Annotated in this window: 17 protein-coding genes and 1 riboswitch; of the genes, 9 read left to right on the top strand and 8 right to left on the bottom strand. The window is 45.1% G+C overall.

All coding sequences use genetic code 11. The features are described from left to right. Window positions 1-52: 52 nt before the first annotated feature. From V7R39_RS02890 to ccoG, 3 genes are all read right to left on the bottom strand, one after another. Window positions 53-2,002, bottom strand: coding sequence for a TonB-dependent receptor plug domain-containing protein (locus tag V7R39_RS02890; protein WP_334027950.1), 1,950 nt, complete (start codon window positions 2,000-2,002; stop codon window positions 53-55). A gap of 75 nt (window positions 2,003-2,077) precedes the next feature. Further along, a riboswitch (cobalamin riboswitch) is annotated at window positions 2,078-2,354 on the bottom strand. A 184-nt stretch (window positions 2,355-2,538) separates the two neighbouring features. Next, the gene (locus V7R39_RS02885) at window positions 2,539-3,525 is read right to left on the bottom strand and encodes a serine/threonine protein kinase (protein ID WP_334027948.1); all 987 of its coding nucleotides are present in this window, start codon (window positions 3,523-3,525) and stop codon (window positions 2,539-2,541) included. Then, window positions 3,522-4,952, bottom strand: a complete 1,431-nt coding sequence (ccoG, locus tag V7R39_RS02880; protein ID WP_334027946.1) for a cytochrome c oxidase accessory protein CcoG — start codon at window positions 4,950-4,952, stop codon at window positions 3,522-3,524. The genes V7R39_RS02885 and ccoG overlap by 4 nt, the downstream gene beginning before the upstream one ends. Window positions 4,953-5,383: 431 nt before the next feature. Here ccoG and V7R39_RS02875 point away from each other — a divergent pair, with 431 nt between their 5' ends. After that, on the top strand, window positions 5,384-5,749 hold the full coding sequence (locus V7R39_RS02875) for a hypothetical protein (RefSeq protein ID WP_334027944.1): 366 nt from the start codon (window positions 5,384-5,386) through the stop codon (window positions 5,747-5,749). Between the two features lie 53 nt (window positions 5,750-5,802). Next, complete coding sequence (locus V7R39_RS02870; protein WP_438823494.1) at window positions 5,803-6,351, top strand: DUF3016 domain-containing protein; 549 nt, start codon at window positions 5,803-5,805, stop codon at window positions 6,349-6,351. A 324-nt stretch (window positions 6,352-6,675) separates the two neighbouring features. On the opposite strand, the gene V7R39_RS02865 is transcribed toward V7R39_RS02870, so the two are convergent. Next, the gene (locus tag V7R39_RS02865) at window positions 6,676-8,436 is read right to left on the bottom strand and encodes an acyl-CoA dehydrogenase family protein (RefSeq protein ID WP_334027941.1); all 1,761 of its coding nucleotides are present in this window, start codon (window positions 8,434-8,436) and stop codon (window positions 6,676-6,678) included. 262 nt (window positions 8,437-8,698) lie between these two features. Here V7R39_RS02865 and V7R39_RS02860 point away from each other — a divergent pair, with 262 nt between their 5' ends. Together V7R39_RS02860 and V7R39_RS02855 are read left to right on the top strand one after the other, a co-directional pair. Then, window positions 8,699-9,508, top strand: coding sequence for an SDR family NAD(P)-dependent oxidoreductase (locus V7R39_RS02860; RefSeq protein ID WP_334027939.1), 810 nt, complete (start codon window positions 8,699-8,701; stop codon window positions 9,506-9,508). An 18-nt stretch (window positions 9,509-9,526) separates the two neighbouring features. Continuing rightward, entirely contained in the window at window positions 9,527-10,510 is a 984-nt protein-coding gene (locus V7R39_RS02855) for an amidohydrolase family protein (protein WP_334027937.1), read from the top strand. A 98-nt stretch (window positions 10,511-10,608) separates the two neighbouring features. Here V7R39_RS02855 and V7R39_RS02850 read toward each other — a convergent pair whose 3' ends face one another. From V7R39_RS02850 to V7R39_RS02840, 3 genes are all read right to left on the bottom strand, one after another. Then, window positions 10,609-11,793 (bottom strand): mandelate racemase/muconate lactonizing enzyme family protein, encoded by a 1,185-nt coding sequence (locus V7R39_RS02850; protein WP_032095710.1) that lies wholly within the window; start codon window positions 11,791-11,793, stop codon window positions 10,609-10,611. A 90-nt stretch (window positions 11,794-11,883) separates the two neighbouring features. Next, window positions 11,884-12,651 (bottom strand): class II aldolase/adducin family protein, encoded by a 768-nt coding sequence (locus V7R39_RS02845; protein ID WP_334027934.1) that lies wholly within the window; start codon window positions 12,649-12,651, stop codon window positions 11,884-11,886. A 167-nt stretch (window positions 12,652-12,818) separates the two neighbouring features. After that, window positions 12,819-13,355: an NUDIX hydrolase gene (locus V7R39_RS02840; protein WP_334027931.1), complete on the bottom strand. Its 537-nt coding sequence runs from the start codon at window positions 13,353-13,355 to the stop codon at window positions 12,819-12,821. A 174-nt stretch (window positions 13,356-13,529) separates the two neighbouring features. Between V7R39_RS02840 and V7R39_RS02835 the strand changes: the two genes are divergently transcribed. The 5 genes from V7R39_RS02835 (at window position 13,530) to V7R39_RS02815 (ending at window position 21,609) form a co-directional block, all read left to right on the top strand. Then, entirely contained in the window at window positions 13,530-14,579 is a 1,050-nt protein-coding gene (locus V7R39_RS02835; RefSeq protein WP_334027929.1) for an efflux RND transporter periplasmic adaptor subunit, read from the top strand. 14 nt (window positions 14,580-14,593) lie between these two features. Beyond that, window positions 14,594-17,701, top strand: coding sequence for an efflux RND transporter permease subunit (locus V7R39_RS02830; protein WP_334027927.1), 3,108 nt, complete (start codon window positions 14,594-14,596; stop codon window positions 17,699-17,701). 503 nt (window positions 17,702-18,204) lie between these two features. Next, window positions 18,205-18,609 carry a phosphate ABC transporter substrate-binding protein gene (locus tag V7R39_RS02825; RefSeq protein ID WP_334027925.1) on the top strand — a complete coding sequence of 135 codons (405 nt, stop codon included), beginning with the start codon at window positions 18,205-18,207 and terminating at the stop codon, window positions 18,607-18,609. Between the two features lie 34 nt (window positions 18,610-18,643). Continuing rightward, the gene (locus V7R39_RS02820) at window positions 18,644-19,825 is read left to right on the top strand and encodes a topoisomerase IV (RefSeq protein ID WP_334027923.1); all 1,182 of its coding nucleotides are present in this window, start codon (window positions 18,644-18,646) and stop codon (window positions 19,823-19,825) included. Window positions 19,826-19,989: 164 nt separating this feature from the next. Continuing rightward, entirely contained in the window at window positions 19,990-21,609 is a 1,620-nt protein-coding gene (locus V7R39_RS02815; protein ID WP_334027921.1) for a methyl-accepting chemotaxis protein, read from the top strand. Window positions 21,610-22,064: 455 nt separating this feature from the next. Here V7R39_RS02815 and rpoD read toward each other — a convergent pair whose 3' ends face one another. After that, window positions 22,065-23,897: an RNA polymerase sigma factor RpoD gene (gene rpoD / locus V7R39_RS02810; protein ID WP_334027918.1), complete on the bottom strand. Its 1,833-nt coding sequence runs from the start codon at window positions 23,895-23,897 to the stop codon at window positions 22,065-22,067. Between the last annotated feature and the right edge of the window lie 2 nt (window positions 23,898-23,899).

Genomic DNA, 23,899 nt, shown 5'->3' with positions numbered 1-23,899 from the left:
ACGAAATGATACAGTAGAAAGCTTAATCTCCGCTGAACACCATGCCTGCTATCTATCGCGTATAACTGACTGAAAGCAGGGCGCGTCGTTCTTGCCCCACATACCCAATGATATCTTCGTATTCTTTATCAAACAGGTTATTCACTTTTAGTGACATTTGCCATTGATTGCTAAGCTGGTAGCTCACATTAACGCTTGTCAGTGTGTAAGCAGATAGCGCAAGGGTTTCTGAAGGCGCAGGAAATGGAGGGAAAAACGTATCAAAGCGTGTGCCGGTATAGGCAAGCTTTGTGTAAAAGCTAAATTTCTCAAGGCCAAAATCTGACGTCACCGTAATAGCACCTTGATGCCGAGCACGTCTAAGCTCAATGGCGCTTTGTGCATTACTGGCTTGCTGGGCATCAAGATAGCTGTATGAGCCTGTAATATCCGCAAAGTCGCCACGCCAGCTAAATTCTGCGTCTACACCGTCTCGCTGGCTTTCACCATCTACATTGCCCGCAGTAAATGCGCCGCTTTGCGCATCGAATACAAAGCCATTTATTTCATCTTGTAGCTGAGTATTGTAAACACTGACTTGTGCCGTCACGGTTTGCCAACGACCTTTAACGCCCACCTCAACTTCTTCACTTTTTTCCGGAATAAGGTCAGGATTGCCGATAAAGCTGGCTGGAATAAATCCAAAGCGTTCGGTAAAGGTGGGGGTTTTAACTGCTTTTCCGTAGCTGGTGAATAAAGCGATATGACGGTCAAGCTGCCATGTGAGTCCGGCGCGATAGCTAGATGCATTGTCGAATTCACTGTTATTATCGAAGCGTGCGCTAAGTGAGGTGAAAACCTTGTCACTTACTTCTCCAGTAGCCTCGGCAAAAACGCTGTAGGTATCATCCCGTTGGTCTTGGTTAGGATCGCCGAAAACCACAGGCCCACGCTGTGAAAACAAACGTTGAAGGTATTCAGTTCCTGCGGCTAACTGCCAATCATTTACACTGTAGAAATTAGTCCAATTTAGCTCAATACGTTCACCCGTAGTGCCGCCTGCGTCTGCGCCTGAAGTCGTGTTGTCATTTTCATCTTTTCTGTATTGTGCAGTAAGCGCTGAGCGATAATCACTGTTATTAGCTTGGTAATCCCACTTGAGTTTCGAGCTAATTTGAACCCCTTTTGTAACGTTGTCTGCATCTGTGGGCAATCCCGTGGTAGCAAAGTCTATAGCGTCGTACTCATTCTCGTAATCTACCGTACGCAGGTAGGCAGAAAACGTATGCTCATCATTGGCGTTAAAGCGAAGGTTCAGTCCAGCAGTAAGGTTGTCATAACCATCGTCTTCACTCCCTATTCTTGAAATATTATCGCCATCGGTTTGCATGTAGCTCGCGTACGCCGACACGCCAAGGTTGTCGTGTTGTGATGATGTGTTTACGCTTCCTCTGTAGGTGTTTTGCGTACCCACTCCTGCCGACATGCTTAGCTGAGGCGTAACGTCACCCTGAACACCGGCTTTTGTGGTAATACTTAATACACCACCAATAGCGCCGCTGCCCCAACGTGCGCTTTGTGGGCCCTTTAATAACTCGATGCGTGTTACATTTGCAGCGGTTAAATGGGCTAAATCAATCAAGCTTCCCTGGCCGATATCATTAGCAATAACGCCATCGATAAGTACCAAAAGATGATTAGTTTCACTGCCTCGCACTCTCACCTCGGTGAGGCCACCTGGGCTGCCTGATTGAGATAAGCTGACGCCAGGAAGTCCGCGTATAAGTTCGGTAAGTTGCAACGCGCCTGAGGCTTTTATGTCGCTCTCGGTTAATACCGATACCGCACCCGGTAGCTTTGTAAGCGTTATCGGTAGGCGAGTGCCTGTTACGGTGAGGGTTTCTACGTCGTTGGTATCTTTAGAACGTTCTTGAGAAAAAACAGAAGTTGAAGTGATACACGTTAGGATTGCAGCGGCCGTTGCAGTTTTAGTAAAAGCAGCCTGTAGTAAAGATAATTCCATAATCAATAATAGTCTCTTATGCGCTCCGCCCGAGCACATGATTAAGCGAAAGCACCGCACACTCATTGATAGTGCAGGGGCCGTGAAGCACAGGCCGGTATCCGGGCTTTCTCGTCATCTGCTCATTGTTTATAAGCGTATAGCTATGAGACTGACACTCTTTTGCCTTCCCATCGAATAAGTCAACGATCACATTGGCTTAGCGACAGTGGCGTGTAAAAAAGAAGTACTGATATAGCACTGATATAGCACTTACATAGTACTGAGATTACCGTTGCGGGGGCAGCATCAGCATTTAACTGATTTCCCGTTTAACACAATTATCGGCATTGCCTTTTTATTGCCTCCTATTTTCTAGCTTTGTCTCGCCTTTTTATTGGCTAAAATGGGCTATTATGAGCTAGTATAAGCTAGTATGAGGCTAGCAAGGCCGATTCATGTGCACCTACGCGGGAGCGAGTATATAGGCTTTAACGGCGACTTACGACAGCAGCAATAATATTGATGCCTATCGCTAGTTAAATAATGTGATGAAACTACATGCCCAATTTTAGCACGGGCTCTTGCAGTGCAGACATCTGTTCTTTGAGCGCTAAGATTTGTCCTTCCCAGTATTTATCTTCTGCAAACCAAGGAAATGCACGAGGGAACGCAGGGTCTGACCAACGACGAGAAAGCCACGCCATATAATGTACCATTCTCATGGCTCTTAACGGTTCTATTAACGCAAGCTCTGCTTTATTAAACGGCTGAAACTCTTCGTAGGCTTCTACTAATGTGTCTAGCTGAAGTAATTGCTGCTGCCTATCTCCGCTTAACATCATCCATAAATCTTGAATGGCAGGCCCCATTCTGCAATCGTCTAAGTCAACAAACGTGGGCCCATCGCGCCATAAAATATTGCCAGGGTGGCAGTCTCCGTGCAGACGAATAGGGGAAGACACGTTCTTATATGCTTTTTGTGTAGCTTCAATCACCGGGTTTAAAATAGCGAAAAATGCCGTTTTAAGGCCTTCAGGCAATAGCTCACTTTGCTCTAAAACCCGCTGAGGTTCTAATAAATAGCTTTCAACATCAATTGCAGGGCGAGAAGAAAATGCAGACGCTTGAGCCGTAAGGTGAATGCGACCGATAAACCGTCCCATCCATTCCAACTGGTCTAAATTGTCGTTTTCAAATTGACGGCCGCCCACCGAGGGGAATATGGCAAAACGGTAGTCCGTACTTCCAACGCTATGGTGGTGCAGCGTCTTTGTGTTCACGGCCATGGGAGCGATGATGGGAATTTCGTTGTCGGCTAATTCCTTAGCAAAGTTGTGCTCTTCTTGGATTTGTTCGTCAGACCAGCGGCCCGGTCGATAGAATTTAACCACATAACGTTTGCCGTCTTCGGCAATAAATTGATAAACCCTGTTTTCATAGCTATTAAGCGCTAATAGACCGCTTTGAAGAAAAATGCCCTGGGTTTCCAGGGCATCTAGTATCGTATCTGGGCTTAAGCCCGAGAAAGAAAAATCTGTCATCGATAAAGAAACTTAGTTGGCTCATCAATGGTTACAATATCACCGTCTACGGTGGTGGTAACACTAATGAATATGTCAGTGACCGTATCTTCCAGATTATAAGCGTCGGTTGCAACCGATATCGGCGTTGAATATACCGCGCCACCTTCAACGACAAATTCCTGCTTTCCAATATATTCATAATCAGGAAGGCCTTTTATTTCTATGGTGTAGGTTTGACGCTTCTGTGTCTTATTCAATACCTTGATGGTATACACATTTTCAATCAACCCTTCGTTGGTTTCGCGATACAGAGAGTTCCTATCGCGAATAATATCGACTTCTGTAGGGCTACGAGTGTAGATATTGGCGAACAATAAGCCAATCATGATCACGAGTACCACAAAGTAGCCAATGAGCTTAGGTCGTATAATATGGGTTTTACCGCCAGCCAACTCTTCTTCAGAAGTAAAGCTAATGAGTCCTTTGGGGTAATTCATTTTGTCCATGACACCGTTACACGCATCAACGCACGCACCACAGTTGATGCATTCGTACTGCAATCCATTTCGAATGTCGATGCCGGTAGGGCAGACCTGCACACATAGGTTACAGTCGATACAGTCACCTAACCCTTTTTCTTTCACCTCTTCGTGGCTAAGCTTGCGTGGGCGCGGCCCGCGTTTTTCGCCGCGGTTGGCGTTGTAAGATACGGTAAAGGTATCTTTGTCAAACATGGCAGATTGAAAGCGAGCGTAAGGGCATATGTGAGTACACATAATTTCTCTCATGTAACCTGCGTTGCCGTAGGTACACACGGCAAAGAAAATAACAAAAAAGCCAGCCCAGAAGCTTACGTTGAAGGTAAAGAAGTCAACAAATAGTGCACCTATGGGCGTGAAATACCCAACAAAAGTAAGCGCCGTTAACAGAGCAACGCCCACCCAGGCAGTGTGTTTAGCCGTTTTACGCATAAATTTATCGGCATCCATTGGACGCTCGTCTAACTTAATTCGCTTATTGCGGGGCCCTTCACATTTCTCTTCAAACCACGTGTAGATATACACCCAGGTAGTTTGTGGACACATAAAACCGCACCACACTCGACCTGCAAAAGTGGTAACAAAGAAGAGGGCGAATGCCGACACAATAAAGATGTAGGCTAATAGCGTAAGGTCTTGAGGCCAAAGTGTTAGCGAAAATATTGTAAAGCGCTGCTGGCCAATATCGAGTAATACGGCCTGCTGGCCGTTAAATTGAAGCCAAGGAATGATGGCGAACAAGCCAAGAAAAATAAGCCCAAAAAATCGACGGAACGATTCCAGCGGCCCTTTTACTGCGCGTACATAAATGCGACTGCGGGAGTCGTGGCGTTTACCCTGACCGCCTCCCTCTGGTTTGTGCACTTTTACCGGTGTGACATTTTTGACCGGTATTTGTTCGTTCATAAATAAACCTTAGCTAACATCCTTAAATGGCGTGTGGAGTATACCAGCAACAGGATTGTCATGATTAATGTAGATCAAGAATGTTCATTATGATCGTACTTTTTAAACTTTCAGTCAATACTGAAAGTTCAGAAAGTAAGTTTTTGCACAGGATAACAATCTACAAAGTGTAAACCTAATTCAATAATAAAAAGTGCATTCGCATACTGACGTATTATTAATTGTATACGAGAAAGTAATCAGGATAGTGTAATATCAGCGTATATGCTTAACTACGACTCAAGTATCTAGGATTGATTTTAGTAGCACGTTAAACACCATAGCGCGCAAAGTAGCGTTAGTTTTAACGCATTTACACGAGGTATTATTCACATGTCAGCGTTAATCACAGTTATTAAAAGCCGCCATTAAGATAGGTTATGTAATACGTTATGCTACGGTTTTTTATCATTACTGCTGAAATTATTGTGCTTGTGTTGGTCTTGCGCTCTCCCTTTGTTCAATACTTGTTTGAAGACATTCAAAATTCTGTATCCGACTGGTTCATCTCACTTTCTACGCTACCCGAGCAGCGCGCGCTAGAGAGTTTACGCAGTGATATCACAACACAGCTAAAACCATTAAAGCCCTACCAACAAAACTATGTTGAAAAAATCACCGTATCTACAGATAGTGTTAAGCGTTTTTATGCGAATTATTGTGAAAAGGACGATATAAACCCCAACTTTTCGGGAACCAAACGCGCTCAACTTTGCCATACTATTACGCAGTCTTCTCTAATGCGAAAGCCAGATTAATATCTAGAAACGCCGAAAACGTTTGCGAGAAGACCGAAACGAGGAGAGTAAACGTGAATAACTTGTCTATCATAACAGCCTCTATCTGTACGGTGTTGTTAAGCAGTGCCGTTGTATTGCCATCGCATGCTGGCGAACTAAAAATAACGTGGAAAGAGCCAAAATCTTTTACCGATGTGCGCCCCTCAAATGAGTCCCGCGCTCGTTTTCGTGAACGCACTCTTGAGGCGTTAGAGGCTCACTTAGTTGAGTTAGCCGCCTCTTTGCCAAAATCTCAAACACTCTCGATGGTTGTCACTAATATCGATTTAGCTGGCCAAGTGTGGCCCAGTCAATTTATTGGCTTTGGTAATAACGTGGGCGCAGACGTGCGCGTAATACAGCGTGTTGATATACCAAGAATGACTTTCAGTTATTCGTTAACCGATAGCAGTGGTGAAGTACTGAAAAGTGAAGATGAGTTTCAGCTTAAAGACATGGGCTTTATGGATACCAATATCAGAAACATGAGAAATGAAAACCTGTTTTATGAAAAGGCCATGTTAGATGATTGGTTTGACGATACGTTTGCTGACACGGAAAGCCCAAAGAACGAAGGCTAATAAGATTTAATAACTATCTATACGCACTGGTATAAGACAGCAATTTTGAAGTACATGATTTAAAGGTACATGATTTAAAAGTACATGCTTTTAAAGAACATGGAAAACTGTAAAAAAAGGTCGGCTTGAGTGCATAGCGTTAACTATGCAATTCAAGCCGACCTTTTTGTTTTTGTTGCCATTACCTTTGAACAAGTATTTTTAGCAAGTACTCTTAATGTATAGTTTCAGCGAACACCTTGTTACAGCTTTCGCGAAGCTCATAGCCAGTGGTAGGTACATTTCACCTACCACCTACTACATAACAGGCAATCGCCAATAGCATTACAAGTAGTCGAACTCGTCGCCGCTAATCGCTAAGGTACTATCTGGCCCTGCTTTATACGCTACTTTGTGTGCGTCGCGGCGAGGTAAAATACGCTGCATATAAAAGTCTCGGGTTTTCACTTTAGAGGCTGCTAATACCGCATTATCTGAGCGCTGAGCCTTATCAGCCATGCTGTACCACAATACGCCAATTAGCGAGTATGCGCTGTAATTTAGGAAGTCGCATGCCGCTGAAGCAGCTGTGGTTGGGTCCATGCCCAAACAGTCGGCAGAAGAGGCGCGCCAGTCATCTAATAGACCTTGTGCTAGTGCTTTACTCTCACCATCTTCAATGTCGTTAACCAGTTCACTAAATGCAGCATAGGTCGACTCCATCATTTTACCGCCATCTCGGGTGAGCTTGCGGCCAATTAAGTCGAGGGCTTGAATACCGTTGGTTCCTTCATACAGCATGGCAATACGCACATCGCGCACCAGTTGCTCCATTCCCCATTCGCGAATGAAGCCGTGACCACCGTATACCTGTACACCAATATTAGTGGTTTCAAGACCCATGTCAGTCATAAAGGCTTTGCAGATAGGCGTTAAGTACTGAAGCACATTTTCTGCATTTTGTTTTTCTTCGCCTTCTGTGTGCTTTTCGATATCCATAAATTTGGCATAGAAAAGAGACAGAGCGCGACAACCTTCGATTAACGACTTTTGCGTTAGCAGCATTCTTGCTACGTCTGGCTGAAATACGATTGGGTCGGCTTTACCTTCAGGGTTTTGAATGCCCTGGGGTGCACGAGATTGAACGCGGTCGCGTGCATAGGTAAGGGCACCTTGGTAAGACGCTTCAGCAGCACCTAAGCCCTGTAAGCCCACTTGGAAACGAGCATCGTTCATCATGGTGAACATGCACGCTAACCCTTGGTTTTCCTCACCCACTAACCAGCCGGTGGCACCGTCGAAGTTCATTACACAGGTAGGACTGGCTTTAATACCCATCTTGTGTTCAATACTGCCCACTGACAGGCTGTTTGCTTCGCCCGGCTCATTGCTCGCGTCAGGCAAAAATTTGGGGACCAAGAACAAGCTAATACCTTTCACACCTTTTGGTGCGTCAGGTAAACGAGCGAGAACTAGATGGATAACGTTAGAGCTCCAGTCGTGATCGCCGCCAGTGATAAATATCTTGTTACCAGTCACTTTAAAGCTGCCGTCGTCTTGTGGCAGCGCTTTAGTGCTTAGTAAGCTTAAGTCTGTTCCAGCGTGAGGCTCGGTAAGGTTCATCGTGCCTGTCCATTCGCCGCTGATAAGCTTCGCAAGATACGTATCTTTAAGCGCTTTACTGGCATGCTTAGTGACCGCAAGTGTCGCACTTTCGGTTAGCATAGTTGTTAAGCGCCAGCTTAAATTAGCGGCATTCAACATTTCGTGAACCGGTACGGCCATGGTGTAGGGTAAATCTTGACCGTCGTACTCAGCAGAGCCAAGCATGGCATTCCAGCCGTTGGCCACATATTCTTGATAGGCGTCGGCAAAACCTTTTGGTGTAGTAACCTGACCATTTTCAAGCTTACAGCCTTCTTCGTCGCCCTCTCGGTTTAATGGGGCAACAACATCTAGTGCAAATTTAGCACCTTGCGAAATAATTTCATTCGCTAGGTCGCTATCAAAATCACTGATACCGAGCTTTTCATAATGGGCATCAAGTCCAAGCCACTCTTTTAAAAGAAACTGAAAATCAGCGGTAGGGGCATGGTGTAGAGGCATGGATGACTCCTTTTTCAAACAAGTGTTTTAATTTCTCTATTATAGCCATAAAACAAGTGGTCAGAGTAGTCCGTTAACTGAAAGTTAATAATTAATTACCTATATTCCGTTTCTCAAACAGGACTCTGGTTAACTATTACTTATGGCCTTTTGGCTTTTCCTTGCATTTATCCTACTCGCTGGCATGCTTACGCCACAGAAGCTAGCGCAATCACAAAGAAAGCACAGAGAAAACAGAAATAGACTAGGAGCAACGTGAGCTATGACCAATACCACAACGAATACCGAAATCGATACTGACGTAAGCGTTAATACTGACGTTAAGCTTAATAATAGCCCAGTCTGCGTGGTAACGGGTGGCAGTTTGGGAATTGGCCTTGCCGTGTGTAAAACATTTGCTGAAAACGGCTATCGCGTGGTGAATTTAGACATTAGGCACTTTGACGTCGCCCCGCTACATTGTGAGTGGGTAAAGTGCGATGTAAGCAACGTGAGCGAGGTAGAAAAAGCACTGGCGTCTGTGGCACAAGACTATAAGCGCATTGATGCGTTGGTGTGTAATGCGGGTAAACATGTATCAGCCACTATCGAAGAGACTGACGAAGCGTTACTCGACAGTATAATAAGCCTAAATATTAAAGGGGCTTACGCCGCAATAAAAAATACGTTACCCGTTATGAAAGCACAGCAATCAGGTGCGATAGTGGTGATGGGTTCAGATCAATCCTATGTGGGAAAACAAAACTCCTTCGCCTACGGGCTAACAAAATCTGCATTGGCGTCCATAGCTAAAAGTACCGCCCTTGATTATGCCTCTTTTAATATAAGGGCGAATGCGGTGTGCCCTGGCACTATTGAAACCCCATTATTTCACAACGCCATTGATAATTATGTCGCGCGTTCTGGGGCAAATAAAAACGACGTTGTAGCAGAAGAAGCGGCAGCCCAGCCCATTGGCAGACTAGGTCAACCTCAAGACGTCGCCGAACTCACCTATTTTCTTTGTAGCGATAAAGCGTCTTTTATTACTGGAAGCCTTCATGCTGTGGATGGTGGGTACACGGCGCAATAATGATGTGGAAGAACGCCCATGAACTGGATTGACCCTCATATACACTTTTTTGCCCTTCAGCACGGTCATTACGATTGGCTAAAGCCTAATAATCCGCCCTATTGGCGGGACAAGCCTGTTATCGCACGCAGTGTATATGAAAAGGATTTGTTTAAAGGAAATCACGCAACGCTCGGCGGGTTTGTGCATATTGAGGCTGGTTTTGATAACGGGCAACCGTGGCGAGAGGTGGCGTTTTTAGAGCAGCACTGTGTAAAACCGTTTCGCAGTGTGGCTAATATTGACTTGCGGTCGTCTACCTCCTTATCAGACATTGATAGATTAAAACGGTTTCCCTCTTTAGTTGGGCTTCGTCATATTCTTGATGATGATGCAGCAACACTATTGCGAAGCCCTAAAGTGCTGCATAGCCTGAAACATATGGCGGCAAATAACCTATCCTTTGATGCGCAATTCGATATTACCGATACGGCAAGCGTAAGCGCATTATTGAATGTGGTTGAGCGTATTCCAGAACTGACGGTAATAATTAATCATGTTGCAGCAGCGCCTTTTTTAGCTGACGTTTTGCCTGCTGAGGCTTTACCCGCTAAAGGCTCCTTACCCGCTAAAGGCTCTTGTAGCAAGCACACTAATTCAAGCAGGCGCTCTTATTCTAGCCTTGCTTACACAAAATGGCAGCGTCATTTAAGTGCGCTAGCGCAGTGCAGCAATATGGCATTTAAATTTTCGGGTATGGAGATGCAGGACAGGCAATGGACGTGGCCTTATGTTCAGCGATTGCTTAATACCGCTGTTGATATACTTCCTATAGATAACATTATGCTGGCGAGCAATTTTCCCTTGTGCACCTGGCGAATGCCTTACGCTCAACTACTAAAAGGGTATGACGACATGCTCAAGCGCATGCAGTCTCAAACAACCTCTACGGCTTTTAGTCTAAGCAAGGATAATGCAGAGAAGCTGCGTTATAAAAATGCGCACAAGTGGTATCAGTTTTAGGGTTACACGCTGACGGGGAAAATCCTAAGCTAATAAAAAAGCACCGCAAAAAAGTCGAATCTTTTACTTTTTGGCGGTGCCCCAGTTTATATCACTCGCTATTTCAGTTCAGTTACCGTCATGTGGGGAGAGCGATACACAATGTCATCATTTAAGTCGATACCAATTCCCGGCGTGTCCGGCGCCTCAATAAAGCCATTTACTGGCTGAGGGTCTTGAATACACAATTCTCTATTCCACGCTTTAGTGGCATAGGTATGATGCTCGTGGATCAGGAAGTTTGGTATGGCTGTTTCAAGGTGCAGGCTTGCTGCCGTTGCCACAGGGCCACCACATACATGTGCCTGAATACGCACATCGTAAATATCCGCGTAATCGCACACCTTTTTCGCTTCGGTAAAGCCACCGCAAAGACCCACATCAGGCTGCAGTACGTCGATGGATTGATCTTCAAGGTAAGGCCGTACGTCCCAGCGGTGGTATAAACGTTCGCCACCTGCAATAGGCACCTTCACGTTTTTCGCTACTTTGTCATGTAGCTTAGAGTTTAAGTAGTTCACTGGTTCTTCGTAATATAAACAGCCAATGTCTTCTACAATACTGCCTAACTGAATAGCGGTAGAGGCACCTAGCAAGCTGTGGCATTCGAAAATGATATCACCGTCTTCACCCATAACGTCACGCATTGCTTGTAAACGTGCGCGAAACAATTTGAGTTCTGGCTTGGTAAACAGCTTGGTTCTGTCAAAATGGGTGTTGCCGTCTTTGTCGTAAACGATTGGGTCAACTTTAACCGCATCGTAGCCATCTTTTAACGCTTTTTCTGTAGCGCGAGCGTAGTCTGCTGGGTCGTTGAGTTTGGTAATTTCTGTATCCCAGTCAAACTGAAGTTGGCTGGCGTAACTGCGCAGTTTACCGTTAGTTTTACCACCAAGAAGTTCGTAAACCGGCAAGCCGAGGGCTTTGCCTTTGATATCCCAAAGCGCGGTGTCGATAGCACTCATTGCAGAATAGAAAACCGGGCCTCCACCTAGTCCCCAGAAGCCTTCGCGCAGCATGCGAGACCATAAAAGTTCGGTATTAAAAGGGTTAAAGCCAATCAGTAAGGCTTCGGCAATCTCTTTTACCATATTAGCAGCGGCGCTATGGCCCCAGTCGTAGGCAAGACCCGCTTCGCCCACGCCGGTAATACCTTCATCGGTATACACTCTGACAAACACAGGGTTCCACTGAGGGCGCTTCGGGCATTCGATGTCGAATATTTCTACTTTGGTCACTTTCATAATGTAGGTTCAGTTCCGTTATTTATTTCAATCTTTAACGCTTCATTGTAAACATCAGCAGGTGGCTGTGATCACAATTACGTAGTCATGTTATTCACAAAATCCTGGATCTAATTTGTACGCCTTGCGCAACATAGCAGGCCATGCTTTTTGTCCGCCGGTTGCACCGCTATGCACAACCTTCGCCTGCTCATAGATACCGTCAATGATAGGTTGGGGGATCTCAATGACCTCTTCATTAGATTGCATTAATGCAAGTTGTATCTCACATGCTCGCTGAAGGTCGTAAAAGCGCATAAACGCATCACCCACCGTAGGGCCTAATGTCAGGCCGCCATGGTTGGGCAACAGCATGTGATTAGTATTACCCAAATCGTCTTGGAGTCGTTTTCGCTCAGCGTCGTCAACGGCAAGCCCTTCATACTCGTGGTATGACAAAGAAGGCAGTGAAAACATGGAGTACTGGCTCCAAGGCTTTAAACCGCCTTTGACCGATGCCACTGAGATAGTGGCCAGCGTATGAAGGTGAATAACGCATTCTGCATCATGACGTACTTCGTGAATTGCACTGTGAATAGTAAAGCCAGCTGGGTTTATGCCGTAGGGCGTATCATCAAGAATATTGCCGTCTAGGTCTACTTTCACTAAATTCGACGCGGTCACTTCGTCAAACGTTAACCCGAAGGCATTAACAAGGTAATGCTCGGTTCCCGGTACCTTGGCTGATATATGCGTGTAGATTAGGTCGCCCCAGCGCATATCCGCCACAAGGCGGTAGCACGCTGCCAAATCAACACGGGCTTGCCACTCTTGTTCTGATACGGTGCCTTTCAGGCTCTGTGTGGGCAATGAAAACACACTTTACTCCTTAATATCAAAAATCGGGGTTAATATCAAAAATCGGGGCGGACCGTCTCTTTTTATCTTCTATTTTTATGTATAGCGCGATGAGACACGGCTCACCACCTTAACCGCTTCTTACAATGTATCAAAAGTGAGATTCAAATCTCACTCTGGTATGGCTATTAGTTAGTGTCAAACGCTATAAACCCATCGCGAAGCGAAATAAGGTCATCGGCGTAGCGCAGCGACTTATGATTAAGTAAAAACGGGTCCACCTTTTCAATTGCAATCACTTCAAGCGCTGCCCATGAAGGCGGACTAAAATGTTCAGGCAGTAAGTCGATACCTGCGTCTAAGTCGCAGGCAAATAGGGCAAGCCCGTTGGATGTTTTACCCAATTGCTTTCGAACAAACACATTAAAGCCTGTTTCTTCCCATGTTTCGCGATGTGCAGCGCAAGATAGTGATTCACCCTCATTCACTCCTCCGCCGGGGAAATCGAGTTTTCCACTTAATCGATGGCGAATAAGCACCGCTTTATCTTGGGTTTTGATAAGGCACACAGCAGCTTGGGTGTCGTTACTATTAAAGCTTTGCTCGACAGCTTGCGATTCAAGCAACGAAGATTGTCGGCACTGGGGGGCACTCGGTGAGTGCTGCGAACAGCCCAAAAGCGTTAAAACTGCCAAAATAGGTGATAAGCGAAAAAAGAAAGTCATTGAAAAAGGTAGAATACTCTTAACAAAATAAAATCAATAAATACTAGTGCTGCACATAATAAACGTAGTAAACGGAATACCCGTAGATGTCTTTGTTATTTGTGCACCGCTTTTATAAACAGCTGCCAGATAACTACTCTATCACGGGTTGTTATTTTACCTATAGGAAAGGTTATGTCTTCACGTTTTTCTTTATCACCACTGTTAATTGGCGTTGCATTGTTGGCAGGTATTGTCGTGTATTTGAATTTACCAGAAGACAATCTCGAGCAGCAAGGGGGACAGCGTGCTACTCCTGTCAAAACTGCCTTTGCCAGTATTGAAGCGCTGCCTATCACAATAGAGTCGCTTGGAACCGCGGTGGCTAATGAATCGGTCAACATTACGGCGCAAGTGACAGAAACCATTGCGAGCATCAATTTTGAGGACGGCGATAAGGTAAAAGAAGGTGAACTGTTAGTTCAGTTAAATAACTCAGAAGAGCGTGCTCGCGTTGAGGAATTAAAAGCGAATATTGACGAAGCTAAACGTCAGTTCACCCGCATTTCAGACTTGCGCCAAACAAACGCCACATCAGAGCAATTGCTCGACGAGCAAAACGCTCGCGTAAAAGCGCTAGAAGCGCAGTTAGATATTGCCAAAGCGCAGCTTAATGACCTACAGGTTCGCGCGCCGTTTACCGGTTTGTTGGGAAATAGAATGATCAGTAAAGGTTCGCTTGTTCAGCCGGGAAGCACTATTACCACACTCGATGATATTAGCGTGATGAAAGTTGATTTTAGTGTGGCCGAGACTCATCTTGCCAGCGTTGCTGCAGGTCAGCGACTCACCGCCTCCTCCATTGCCTACCCCGGCGTAGAGTTTGAGGGTGTTATCAGCAATGTAGATACTCGCCTTGACCCTGTTATTCGCGCTATCAATGTTCGCGCAACGATAAAAAACAAAGACAACCGTTTGCGTCCCGGCATGCTGCTCACTGTTACGGTTGAAAAGCGTGTCCTTAATACACTGGTCCTTCCTGAAAAAGCCCTAGTGCCTGTACAAGACAAACAATTCGTTTATGTGGTGCGAGATGATGTAGCACACCAAACCGAGGTGAGCATTGGTGAGAGAAGACCTGGCATAGTGCAAATCATTGACGGTATTAGCGAGGGCGACGAAGTGATTACTGAAGGTACATTGCGGGTGCGTGATGAATCTCCCGTTAATGTTCTGAATCGATAAGGGAGCGCAGCGTTATGTTATTGTCTGACGTTTCTGTAAAACGCCCGGTATTTGCTACCGTTATCAACTTGATACTGGTTATTTTCGGCGTGGTTGCCATTTCCATGCTGTCGCTACGGGAATACCCTGATATCGACCCGCCTATTGTATCGGTGAATACCACTTATGCTGGTGCCTCTGCCAATATTGTTGAAACGCGTATAACTCAGCTGTTAGAAGACAGAATTTCCGGCATTGAAGGCATTAAGAACGTGACTTCAACGTCTCGAAACGGCAGGTCTGACATTACTATTGAGTTTAAGCTTTCTCGGGATATTGACGCCGCTGCCAACGATGTACGAGAGCGGGTCAGTCGTGCGTTAAATAATTTGCCAGACCAAGCCGATCCTCCTGAAGTATCCAAAGCGAACTCAGATGAAAGTGCAGTGGTGTGGTACAACTTACGAAGCACTAACCTTAATACGATGGAGCTCACCGACTATGCAGAGCGCTTCCTCGTCGACCGACTTTCTATTGTCGATGGCGTTGCGAGGGTTCAAATAGGGGGCGGACGTCGCTACGCCATGAAGGTGTTCTTAGACAGAACGGCAATGTCTGCCCGTGGCATTACCGTAGCCGATGTAGAGCAAGTCATTCGAGCGGAGAATGTTGAGCTACCGGCGGGGGAAGTTGAATCGGTGGACAGAGACTTTGAAGTACGAGTCGCGCGCACATTCCTTACTCCAGAAGATTTTGCGGCATTAACCGTAGCAGTGGGCGAAAACGGGTATCTAGTTCGGTTAGGCGAAATCGCCAACGTAGAATTAACCGCAGAAGACGATGAAACTGAGTTTCGTGGCGACGGGGTTAATATGATTGGGCTTGGTATTATCAAGCAGTCGAAATCTAATACCTTGGAAGTCGCTAGAGCCGCAAAAGCACAAATAGCGAAAATAGAGGCCTCACTGCCAGATAACATTTTTATTGTACCTAGCTACGATTCTTCCGTGTTTATTGAAGCCTCTATTGATGAAGTGTACGAAACCCTTGGTATAGCGATGCTTATGGTTGTTATCGTGATTTATCTTTTCCTTGGCAATATTCGCGCAACCTTAATTCCCGCGGTTACCGTGCCGGTCTCGCTGATTGCCGCCTTTGTGGTGATGTACGCACTCGGGTTTTCAATCAACCTACTTACCTTGTTAGCAATGGTGTTAGCGATAGGTTTAGTGGTCGATGATGCCATTGTTGTACTTGAGAACATTTATCGCAGAATTGAAATGGGCGAACCGCCCATTTTGGCCTCTTATCGAGGCGCAAAAGAAGTTGGGTTTGCAGTAATTGCTACAACACTCGTACTTATTTCAGTGTTTGTTCCACTGGTATTCTTAGAAGGGAATATTGGCCGGTTGTTTACTGAGTTTGCATTGGCTATCGCCGCTGCGGTAGCGTTTTCTAGCTTTACCGCACTTACGCTAACGCCAATGATGGCCTCTAAAATTTTGAAAAAGCGAGAGCGAGCTTCTGGCTTTGGAAGCTGGATGGACTCACGCTTTTCCGCGCTTGAAAATCGTTATTTTTCGAGTTTAGGCAAAACCCTGCATCAGCCCATTCTTATGCTGTTGCTGCTGGTATTTGCGGTTATCGCTATCGTTCAATTTTCAGAAAAAGTACCCAGTGAGTTTGTGCCTAAAGAAGATAGAGGCAACTTCTTTATTCTGATGAACGCACAAGAGGGCGCGAGCTTTAAGAGCAACGCTGACAATCTCAAGCAGATTGAAGATATCCTTATGCCCTACCGTGAAAATGGAAAAATTAATCGCCTTTTGGTGAGAACGCCTGGGTTTGGTGGCAACGCAGGGATTGCGATTGTGGGCTCTGCTGATTGGGATGTGAGAGATTTTAGCACCTTTGAGCTTATGGATGAGCTAAGTGAAAAGCTTACTGCAGTGCCTGATGTAAGAGCGTTTTCGATTATGCGAAGCGGCGTGTCCGGTGGCGGATTTGGGCGGCCTGTACAATTTGTATTAAAAGGCGATACCTATGAAAACCTTGTTGCTTGGCGAGATACTGTGCTTGAAAAAGCCGCTGAAAACTCGGGGCTTATCCGATTAGATTCAGATTATAAAGAAACCTCCCCTCAGCTTTTAGTGAATATCAACCGCGACAGGGCGGCCGATTTAGGTGTGTCCATAAGTGATATTGGTGGAACACTAGAGGTAATGCTTGGACAGCGCAGAGTATCGACTTTCCTCGATAGGGGAGAGGAATACGATGTTATTTTAGAAGGTATCGAAGATGACTTTAGAAGCCCAAATAACATTGAGAACTTGTACGTCCGCTCTGCGAGAACGGGCGAACTCATTCCTATGGATAACTTGCTCACCTTTGAAGAGCAAGCGACGTCTTCACGACTAAATCGCTACAACAGAATGCGGGCAGTGACAATCTCAGCGAACCTAGCCGAGGGCTATACCCTTGGCCAGGCGCTAACATACCTAGAAGAGATTGTTCGTACTGAGTTACCCGACAACGTGTCTATAGACTACAAAGGTGAATCGCAGCTCTATCAAGAAGCTGGTGGCTCGTTTATCTATGTGTTTATGCTCGCACTTGCCATCACCTTTCTTATTCTTGCAGCGCAATTTGAAAGCTGGGTACATCCGCTAGTGATAATGCTTACAGTACCATTGGCACTCGTTGGTGCCTATGTTGGGCTCTTTTTCTCGGGGATGACGATAAATATCTACAGTCAGATTGGACTTGTCATGTTAATTGGTCTGGCGGCAAAAAACGGTATTCTTATTGTCGAGTTTGCCAATCAGCTGCGCGACAGTGGTATGGAGTTTGAAGAAGCTTTAAAGCGGGCAGCCACACAAAGATTACGCCCCATTGTGATGACTGGATTTACAACCGTCTTCAGTGCATTGCCGTTGGTGCTCGCGACAGGTCCGGGCGCCGAAAGTCGTATGGTGATTGGTATGGTGATATTCTCAGGCGTGTTGGTATCAGCCTTTATGACGCTATATGTAGTGCCGACGGCGTACAGCTGGCTAGCAAGAAATACAGACTCACCCCTTAAACGGACCCAAGAGATTGAAAAGCTCGATAGTGATATTCCGTATAAAAAAGGCGATGTTTAGCAAAGTCCAGCAATGAACGCTGAGCGCATTGAGTGACTGCGCCTTGTGGCAAGACAAACAGGGCGCTTTTGTGATTTACTGCCTATGGTATATCTTTTTATACGATCATATGCAGTTGCATGCGTAAACTTACGCATCGAATTATCTATGTGATTGATTTTAATAGATTTTTCTTTTTCGCTTTCATTATTGCATATGTCATTGAATATCTAATCTAACCCTTTGCTGATTTATTAGTCGATAGTCTACTTGTTAAAATTCTTCTTCTCATTACACTGCGCGCCATAACGCCCAGTTCAGCATAAGTTATTAATTTTTAAAATGTAAAAAATTGGAGGCTGAGTTGGCGATATTTGACATTGTGACTAATACTTAGGCACACGTGGAACTGAATAGACGATTGTGATTATTATTTAATGTTTTATGAGTTATTACAGTAACACCCAAATTAAGCATTATAGGTAAGGTGATATATCACCGACTGAAAGTTAAGAGGAAATCTTATGAAGAAGTGGATACTCGCAGCAGGACTCTGCTGCAACATGGCATTCGCCGATGTAGCGGTTGTTGTGCACCCGAGCAATGGCGATTCGCTTGATAAAGCGACAATTACGCGTCTGTTCCTTAATAAAGCTAAGGCGTTTCCTAGCGGCACTCAAGCCGAGCCCGTAGCACTTGATGAAGGTCAGCCAGCAACTGACGAATTTAACGGTAAAGTTCTTAACAAAACGGCGTCTCAATTAACGGCCTTTTGGTCGAAGCTCGTATTTACAGGAAAAGGTCAGCCGCCAAAAACGTTGGGCACTGACGCAGAAGTGATTGCTGAGGTAGCGTCAAACCCGGGAGCCATCGGATTTGTAGACTCAGGTGCTGTGAATGATAGCGTACGCGTAGTCGCCACATTTTAATTTTACCGAATTATACTGAATTAAAGGAACAAGCATGAAAACGAAACTCGCTATTTTATCAATGGCTAGCCTTGTGGCCGCACCCGCCCTCGCTGATATTCAAATTAACGGTTTTGCTAACCTTATTGCCGGCATGACGTTGGATGATGACGAATCTGTTTACGACTACGACAGTGATTTAAGCTTTGACCCAGCAAGTGTATTTGGCTTACAAGTTCGCGGCGAAATTAGCGACAAGCTATCTGCAACAGCGCAAATAGTTGGTCGTGGTAGAGATGACTATAATGCCGATTTTGAATGGGCGTACATGACATACATCGTGTCTAATACAACAAGCATCAATGCGGGTCGTATTCGCATGCCGTTATTCAAATACTCTGCATCGCTAGACGTTGGTTATTCTTACCATTGGTTAACGCCACCCGATGCGGTGTACGGCATCGACTTTAACAATATTGATGGTGTGAGAGTCGATTACTCTAATTATGCGGGTGATTGGGAATACGGTGCACAGCTTACAGCTGGCCGCGCACAAACCGACACAACAATATCAGGTACCCCTGCTGCGCTAGAAATCAACAATGTAGTGACATTTTCAGTAGAGGTAACAAGAGATTGGTTTAGTGCTCGCAGTCTTTATGGAGTTGGAAAGACAAGCGCAGCTAACGCAGACTTTGATGCTTTTGTAGATGGCGCAGGCCAGTTTGGCGCTGTTGTTCCGGGTGCATCAGCATTAGCATCTGGTTTACGAGTAGAAGACGATACCGGTACATTTTTCGAAGTGGCAGCAGGTATTGATAAGTACGATTGGTTTGTAGCCGCTGAATACACGCAAACAGAAGTTGATGGTTCTGTTATTGCCGACAACAAAGCATGGTACGTAACTGCGGGTTTACGCTTTGGTAAATTCACTCCGCATATTACTTATGAAGTTGAAGAGGCTGACAATGGCGCGCAGCTTGGTTTAGTTGCAGCACTTCCTCCAACTATATCAACAGGTGATGCGGTGACTGACGCAACCTGGGCTGGTATTTACCAAGCTGCAACAGGCATTGCTGCGCAGCAAAACTTAGACGTATCGGCGGTTACCGCTGGTCTTCGTTACGACGTTGAGCCTGGCCTTGCGCTAAAAGCTGATGTAACGTGGTATAGTGATGACCTGAATGACTTAAACGACGCAACGTTACTTAAAGTTGGTGTGAACTACGTGTTCTAAAAACGCTAATGAAGCTCGGCGCGAGCACTCAATAAGTACGTTAAGTGCCGAGCTTCAACTATTTGTTAAAGTTTTCGTTAATTTTGTAGATATATACAGTAGTAATGTCTTGTCAGGTGTTCCTGAGCAGTAGTTGGACGATAATAAAAATAGTGAGATAGCAGATGAGTTTTCTTAAAAAAATGCCTATAGCGACGAAGATATTCCTGATCCCAGGAATTGCTGTTTTGAGTTTCGTTATTTACCTTCTAATCACTGTCTATACTGCGTTAAACAATGACGCTATTTTAGAAAAAGTGCAAACGGTGCAGTTCCCAGCACTTCAGCTCTCCGCGTCCACTCTTGTTGAAATGCAAAAAGTGCGGGATACCCTATCTAGCGCTGTGACTACAGGCGATCAAGATACACTCGTTGCTGCTCAAAACTTGGCAAATGAAGCAAAAGACGGAATGAATCAAATTGCGGGTATTAGCCCTGATTTTCGGTCAGATATGGCAAATATCGCAGATGGATTTGATGATTATTTCAAAGTGGCTTTCGACGTTTCACAGTCTATGGTTAATGGTACTGCCGATTTTAGCAGGCTTGGCGAGCTGTCTAGCAGAATGAATTCGTCCTATGACGATGTTATTGCCGCAATGAAGCGCTTTAAAGATGTCCAACAAAGCGAATTTGAAGAAGCATTCAGAAATACTGACTCTGCTAATACGTCATTAATTAGCACAGGAATAATTTTAGCTGTGTTAGTAACCATCCTGTTGTTTGCTACTGCCATTCCTATTGTTCGTGGTATTAAAAAAAGCATCGACGATGTGGTTCGCTCACTGAAAGACATTGCCCAAGAAAATGGCGATTTAACGGTTCGTATTGAAACGAACAGCGAAGACGAAATTGGCGAACTTGTTCACTGGTTCAATCAATTTATGGACAAACTGCAGGGCGTAGTGAAAGACGTCGTTGAAGCAAGCCTTCCACTTTCAAACTTAGCGCAAAACTTACGCGGCGTGACGGAAGAAACACAGCGAACTATTGATGTACAACAGCGTTCAGCCACTAATGCAAAACAAGCCGTTGATACCATGAGCGGCTCGGTTGACGGTGTAGCGCAAAGTGCTGCTCAAGCAGCAAGTGATGCTAACGAAGCCACAAGCGCTGCAAGTGAAGGGCGCCAGATTGTTCAGCAAACGGTAATCAGCATTCAACAACTCGCAGACAACGTACAAGAAACTGCCGATGTGATAGGTCGTTTAGAGTCTGATTCTAATAAAGTGGGTTCTGTGTTAGACGTTATTAAGGGAATAGCAGAGCAAACCAACTTACTGGCACTTAACGCAGCTATCGAGGCCGCCCGTGCTGGAGAGCAAGGTCGCGGCTTTGCGGTGGTCGCCGATGAAGTGAGAACGTTGGCGTCGCGCACTCAGCAATCAACAGAAGAAATTCAAAATACTATTGAGCAGCTTCAAAGTGCGGCTCAATCTGCCGTACAAGTGATGGCTAAGGGCACCGAACAAGCATCTAATAGTGTAGAAACGGCAAACAAAGCAGGTAGTAGCCTTGAAACAATTACCAGCACCATCGGCCGTATAAACAACATGAACGAGCAAATCGCGCACAACACCGAAGACCAGCGTACTGTTGCTATTGATATTGTCCGCCACGTAGATGAAATTCATCAGCGCACGGAACAAACGGCAACACGCTCTGGGGAGCTGGGAAGTATGTGTAATGAACTGGCTAATTTAGCGCAACACTTAGAGTCTATAGCTAAACAGTTCCGCGTGTAGCGATACGGTTAGATTCATCTATAATAAAAAGCCTCCTTGCGGAGGCTCGTTTGTTTTTAATTTTCTTTACCTTTAGTTACTCATTCTCATTAGTAACTATTCCGCTTATTTCTATCTCTATTTATAAGAATCTTTCCGTGTTTCTTTAGACTTTCACTGAAAAGCGTTTCTTTAAAGTGTATCTGAAGTGTTCTTGTAGAAAATTATTCTCTTAAAGTTGAATTGGCGACTGTGACCAACTTATTGAGAGATCGCGGTAGGAGCCACCACGATAGAGATGTCAGCTATTCGTAGAGACAAAAAAAATCCCCGACTTTCGCCAGGGATTTTGTTTGTTTATTTAGCTTGTTTTGGCACTCATTAGATTGATGTAGTCTTTAATTTCAAACACATCTCAAACTCACTTCAAACTAATGCCTAGATGTAGTTTCACCTGTGAAGCTACAGCTAAGATGCTATTCGTCTAAAAAGCTTCGAAGCTGCTCAGAGCGGCTAGGGTGGCGAAGCTTACGTAACGCTTTAGCCTCAATCTGACGGATACGCTCACGAGTAACGTCAAACTGCTTGCCCACTTCTTCTAGTGTATGGTCAGTATTCATATCAATACCAAAACGCATTCGTAGAACCTTAGCTTCGCGGGCTGTAAGACCAGCAAGTACTTCCTGCGTAGCACCTTTCAAGCTTCCGCCCGTCGCCGAGTCTAAAGGCTGCACAATGGTGCTGTCTTCAATAAAGTCGCCAAGATGTGAATCTTCATCATCTCCAATTGGCGTCTCCATAGAGATAGGCTCTTTTGCAATCTTAAGCACTTTACGAATTTTATCTTCCGGCATTAACATGCGTTCAGATAATTCCTCTGGCGTTGGCTCTCTGCCCATCTCTTGAAGCATTTGGCGAGAGATACGGTTTAGCTTATTGATAGTTTCAATCATGTGCACAGGAATACGGATTGTTCTGGCTTGGTCGGCGATTGAACGCGTAATAGCCTGACGAATCCACCACGTTGCATACGTTGAAAACTTGTAACCACGACGGTATTCAAATTTATCAACTGCCTTCATAAGACCAATGTTACCTTCTTGAATAAGGTCGAGGAACTGAAGTCCGCGGTTGGTATATTTTTTAGCAATTGAGATAACAAGACGAAGGTTAGCTTCAACCATCTCTTTCTTCGCACGGCGAGCTTTCGCTTCTCCGATAGACATACGACGATTAATGTCTTTTATGTCTGCGATAACCAAGCCAGTTTCCTGCTCAACTTGATTCATCTTGCTAATACAGCGCTCTACTTCTTCTTGATGTACAGCAAGTTCGTCGGCATAAGGAGCGCCAGATTTTACTGCAGCAAAAAGCCACGCTGTTGATGTTTCATTTCCTGCAAACGCTTTAATGAAGTCTTTCTTTGGCATTTTTGCGTTAACTACGCAAAACTTCATGACAAGACGCTCTTGAATACGTACTTTGTCCATCATATGACGCATGTTTTTCACCATGCGATCGAACTGCTTAGGAACAAGTCTAAATTCTTTAAAGATGTCGCTTAGTGCGTTGATCTGTTTACGCGCTTCTGCATGCGAACGACCTTTCTTCTCAATGACATCACGAGTTTTGATGTATTGAGTGCGAAGTTCGTCGAAACGCGCTCTCGCCAATTCAGGATCTACGCCAGTGTCTTCTTCTTCCTCATCCTCGTCATCGCTATCATCGTCTTCATCTTCTAACTCTTCTTCTGAAAGGTCTGAACCGATGTGCGTTGCTGTTGGAGCAAGGTCTTGGTCGTCATCAGGGTCAACAAAGCCAGAGATAATATCGCTGAGGCGAATTTCTTCTGCTTCATATAAGTCCCATTGATCAAGCAAGTACGTAATTGCTTCTGGGTATTCTGCTACAGAACACTGAACTTGATTTATGCCATCTTCAATACGCTTGGCTATTTCAATTTCGCCTTCACGTGTTAAAAGTTCTACGGTTCCCATTTCACGCATGTACATGCGGACAGGATCTGTAGTGCGGCCAATTTCACTTTCTACAGTTGCAAGTGCTTGCGCTGCAGCCTCTGCTGCATCTTCGTCTGCATTTGCTTCTTGCATGAGAAGTTCATCTGCATCAGGAGCTGATTCAGAAACTTGAATTCCCATGTCGTTGATCATGCGGATAATGTCTTCTATTTGATCAGAATCGACAATATCTTGCGGCAGGTGGTCGTTAACTTCTGCAAAGGTTAAGTAACCTTGCTCTTTACCTTTTGCAATCAGGAGCTTAATCTGAGACTGCTTGCTTTGCGCCATAT

The sequence above is a fragment of the Alteromonas sp. P256 genome, from assembly GCF_036864455.1.
Classification (GTDB): domain Bacteria; phylum Pseudomonadota; class Gammaproteobacteria; order Enterobacterales; family Alteromonadaceae; genus Alteromonas.
The sequence above is the reverse complement of the archived record's forward strand: the minus strand, read 5'-3'. Positions and strand labels throughout refer to the sequence as shown.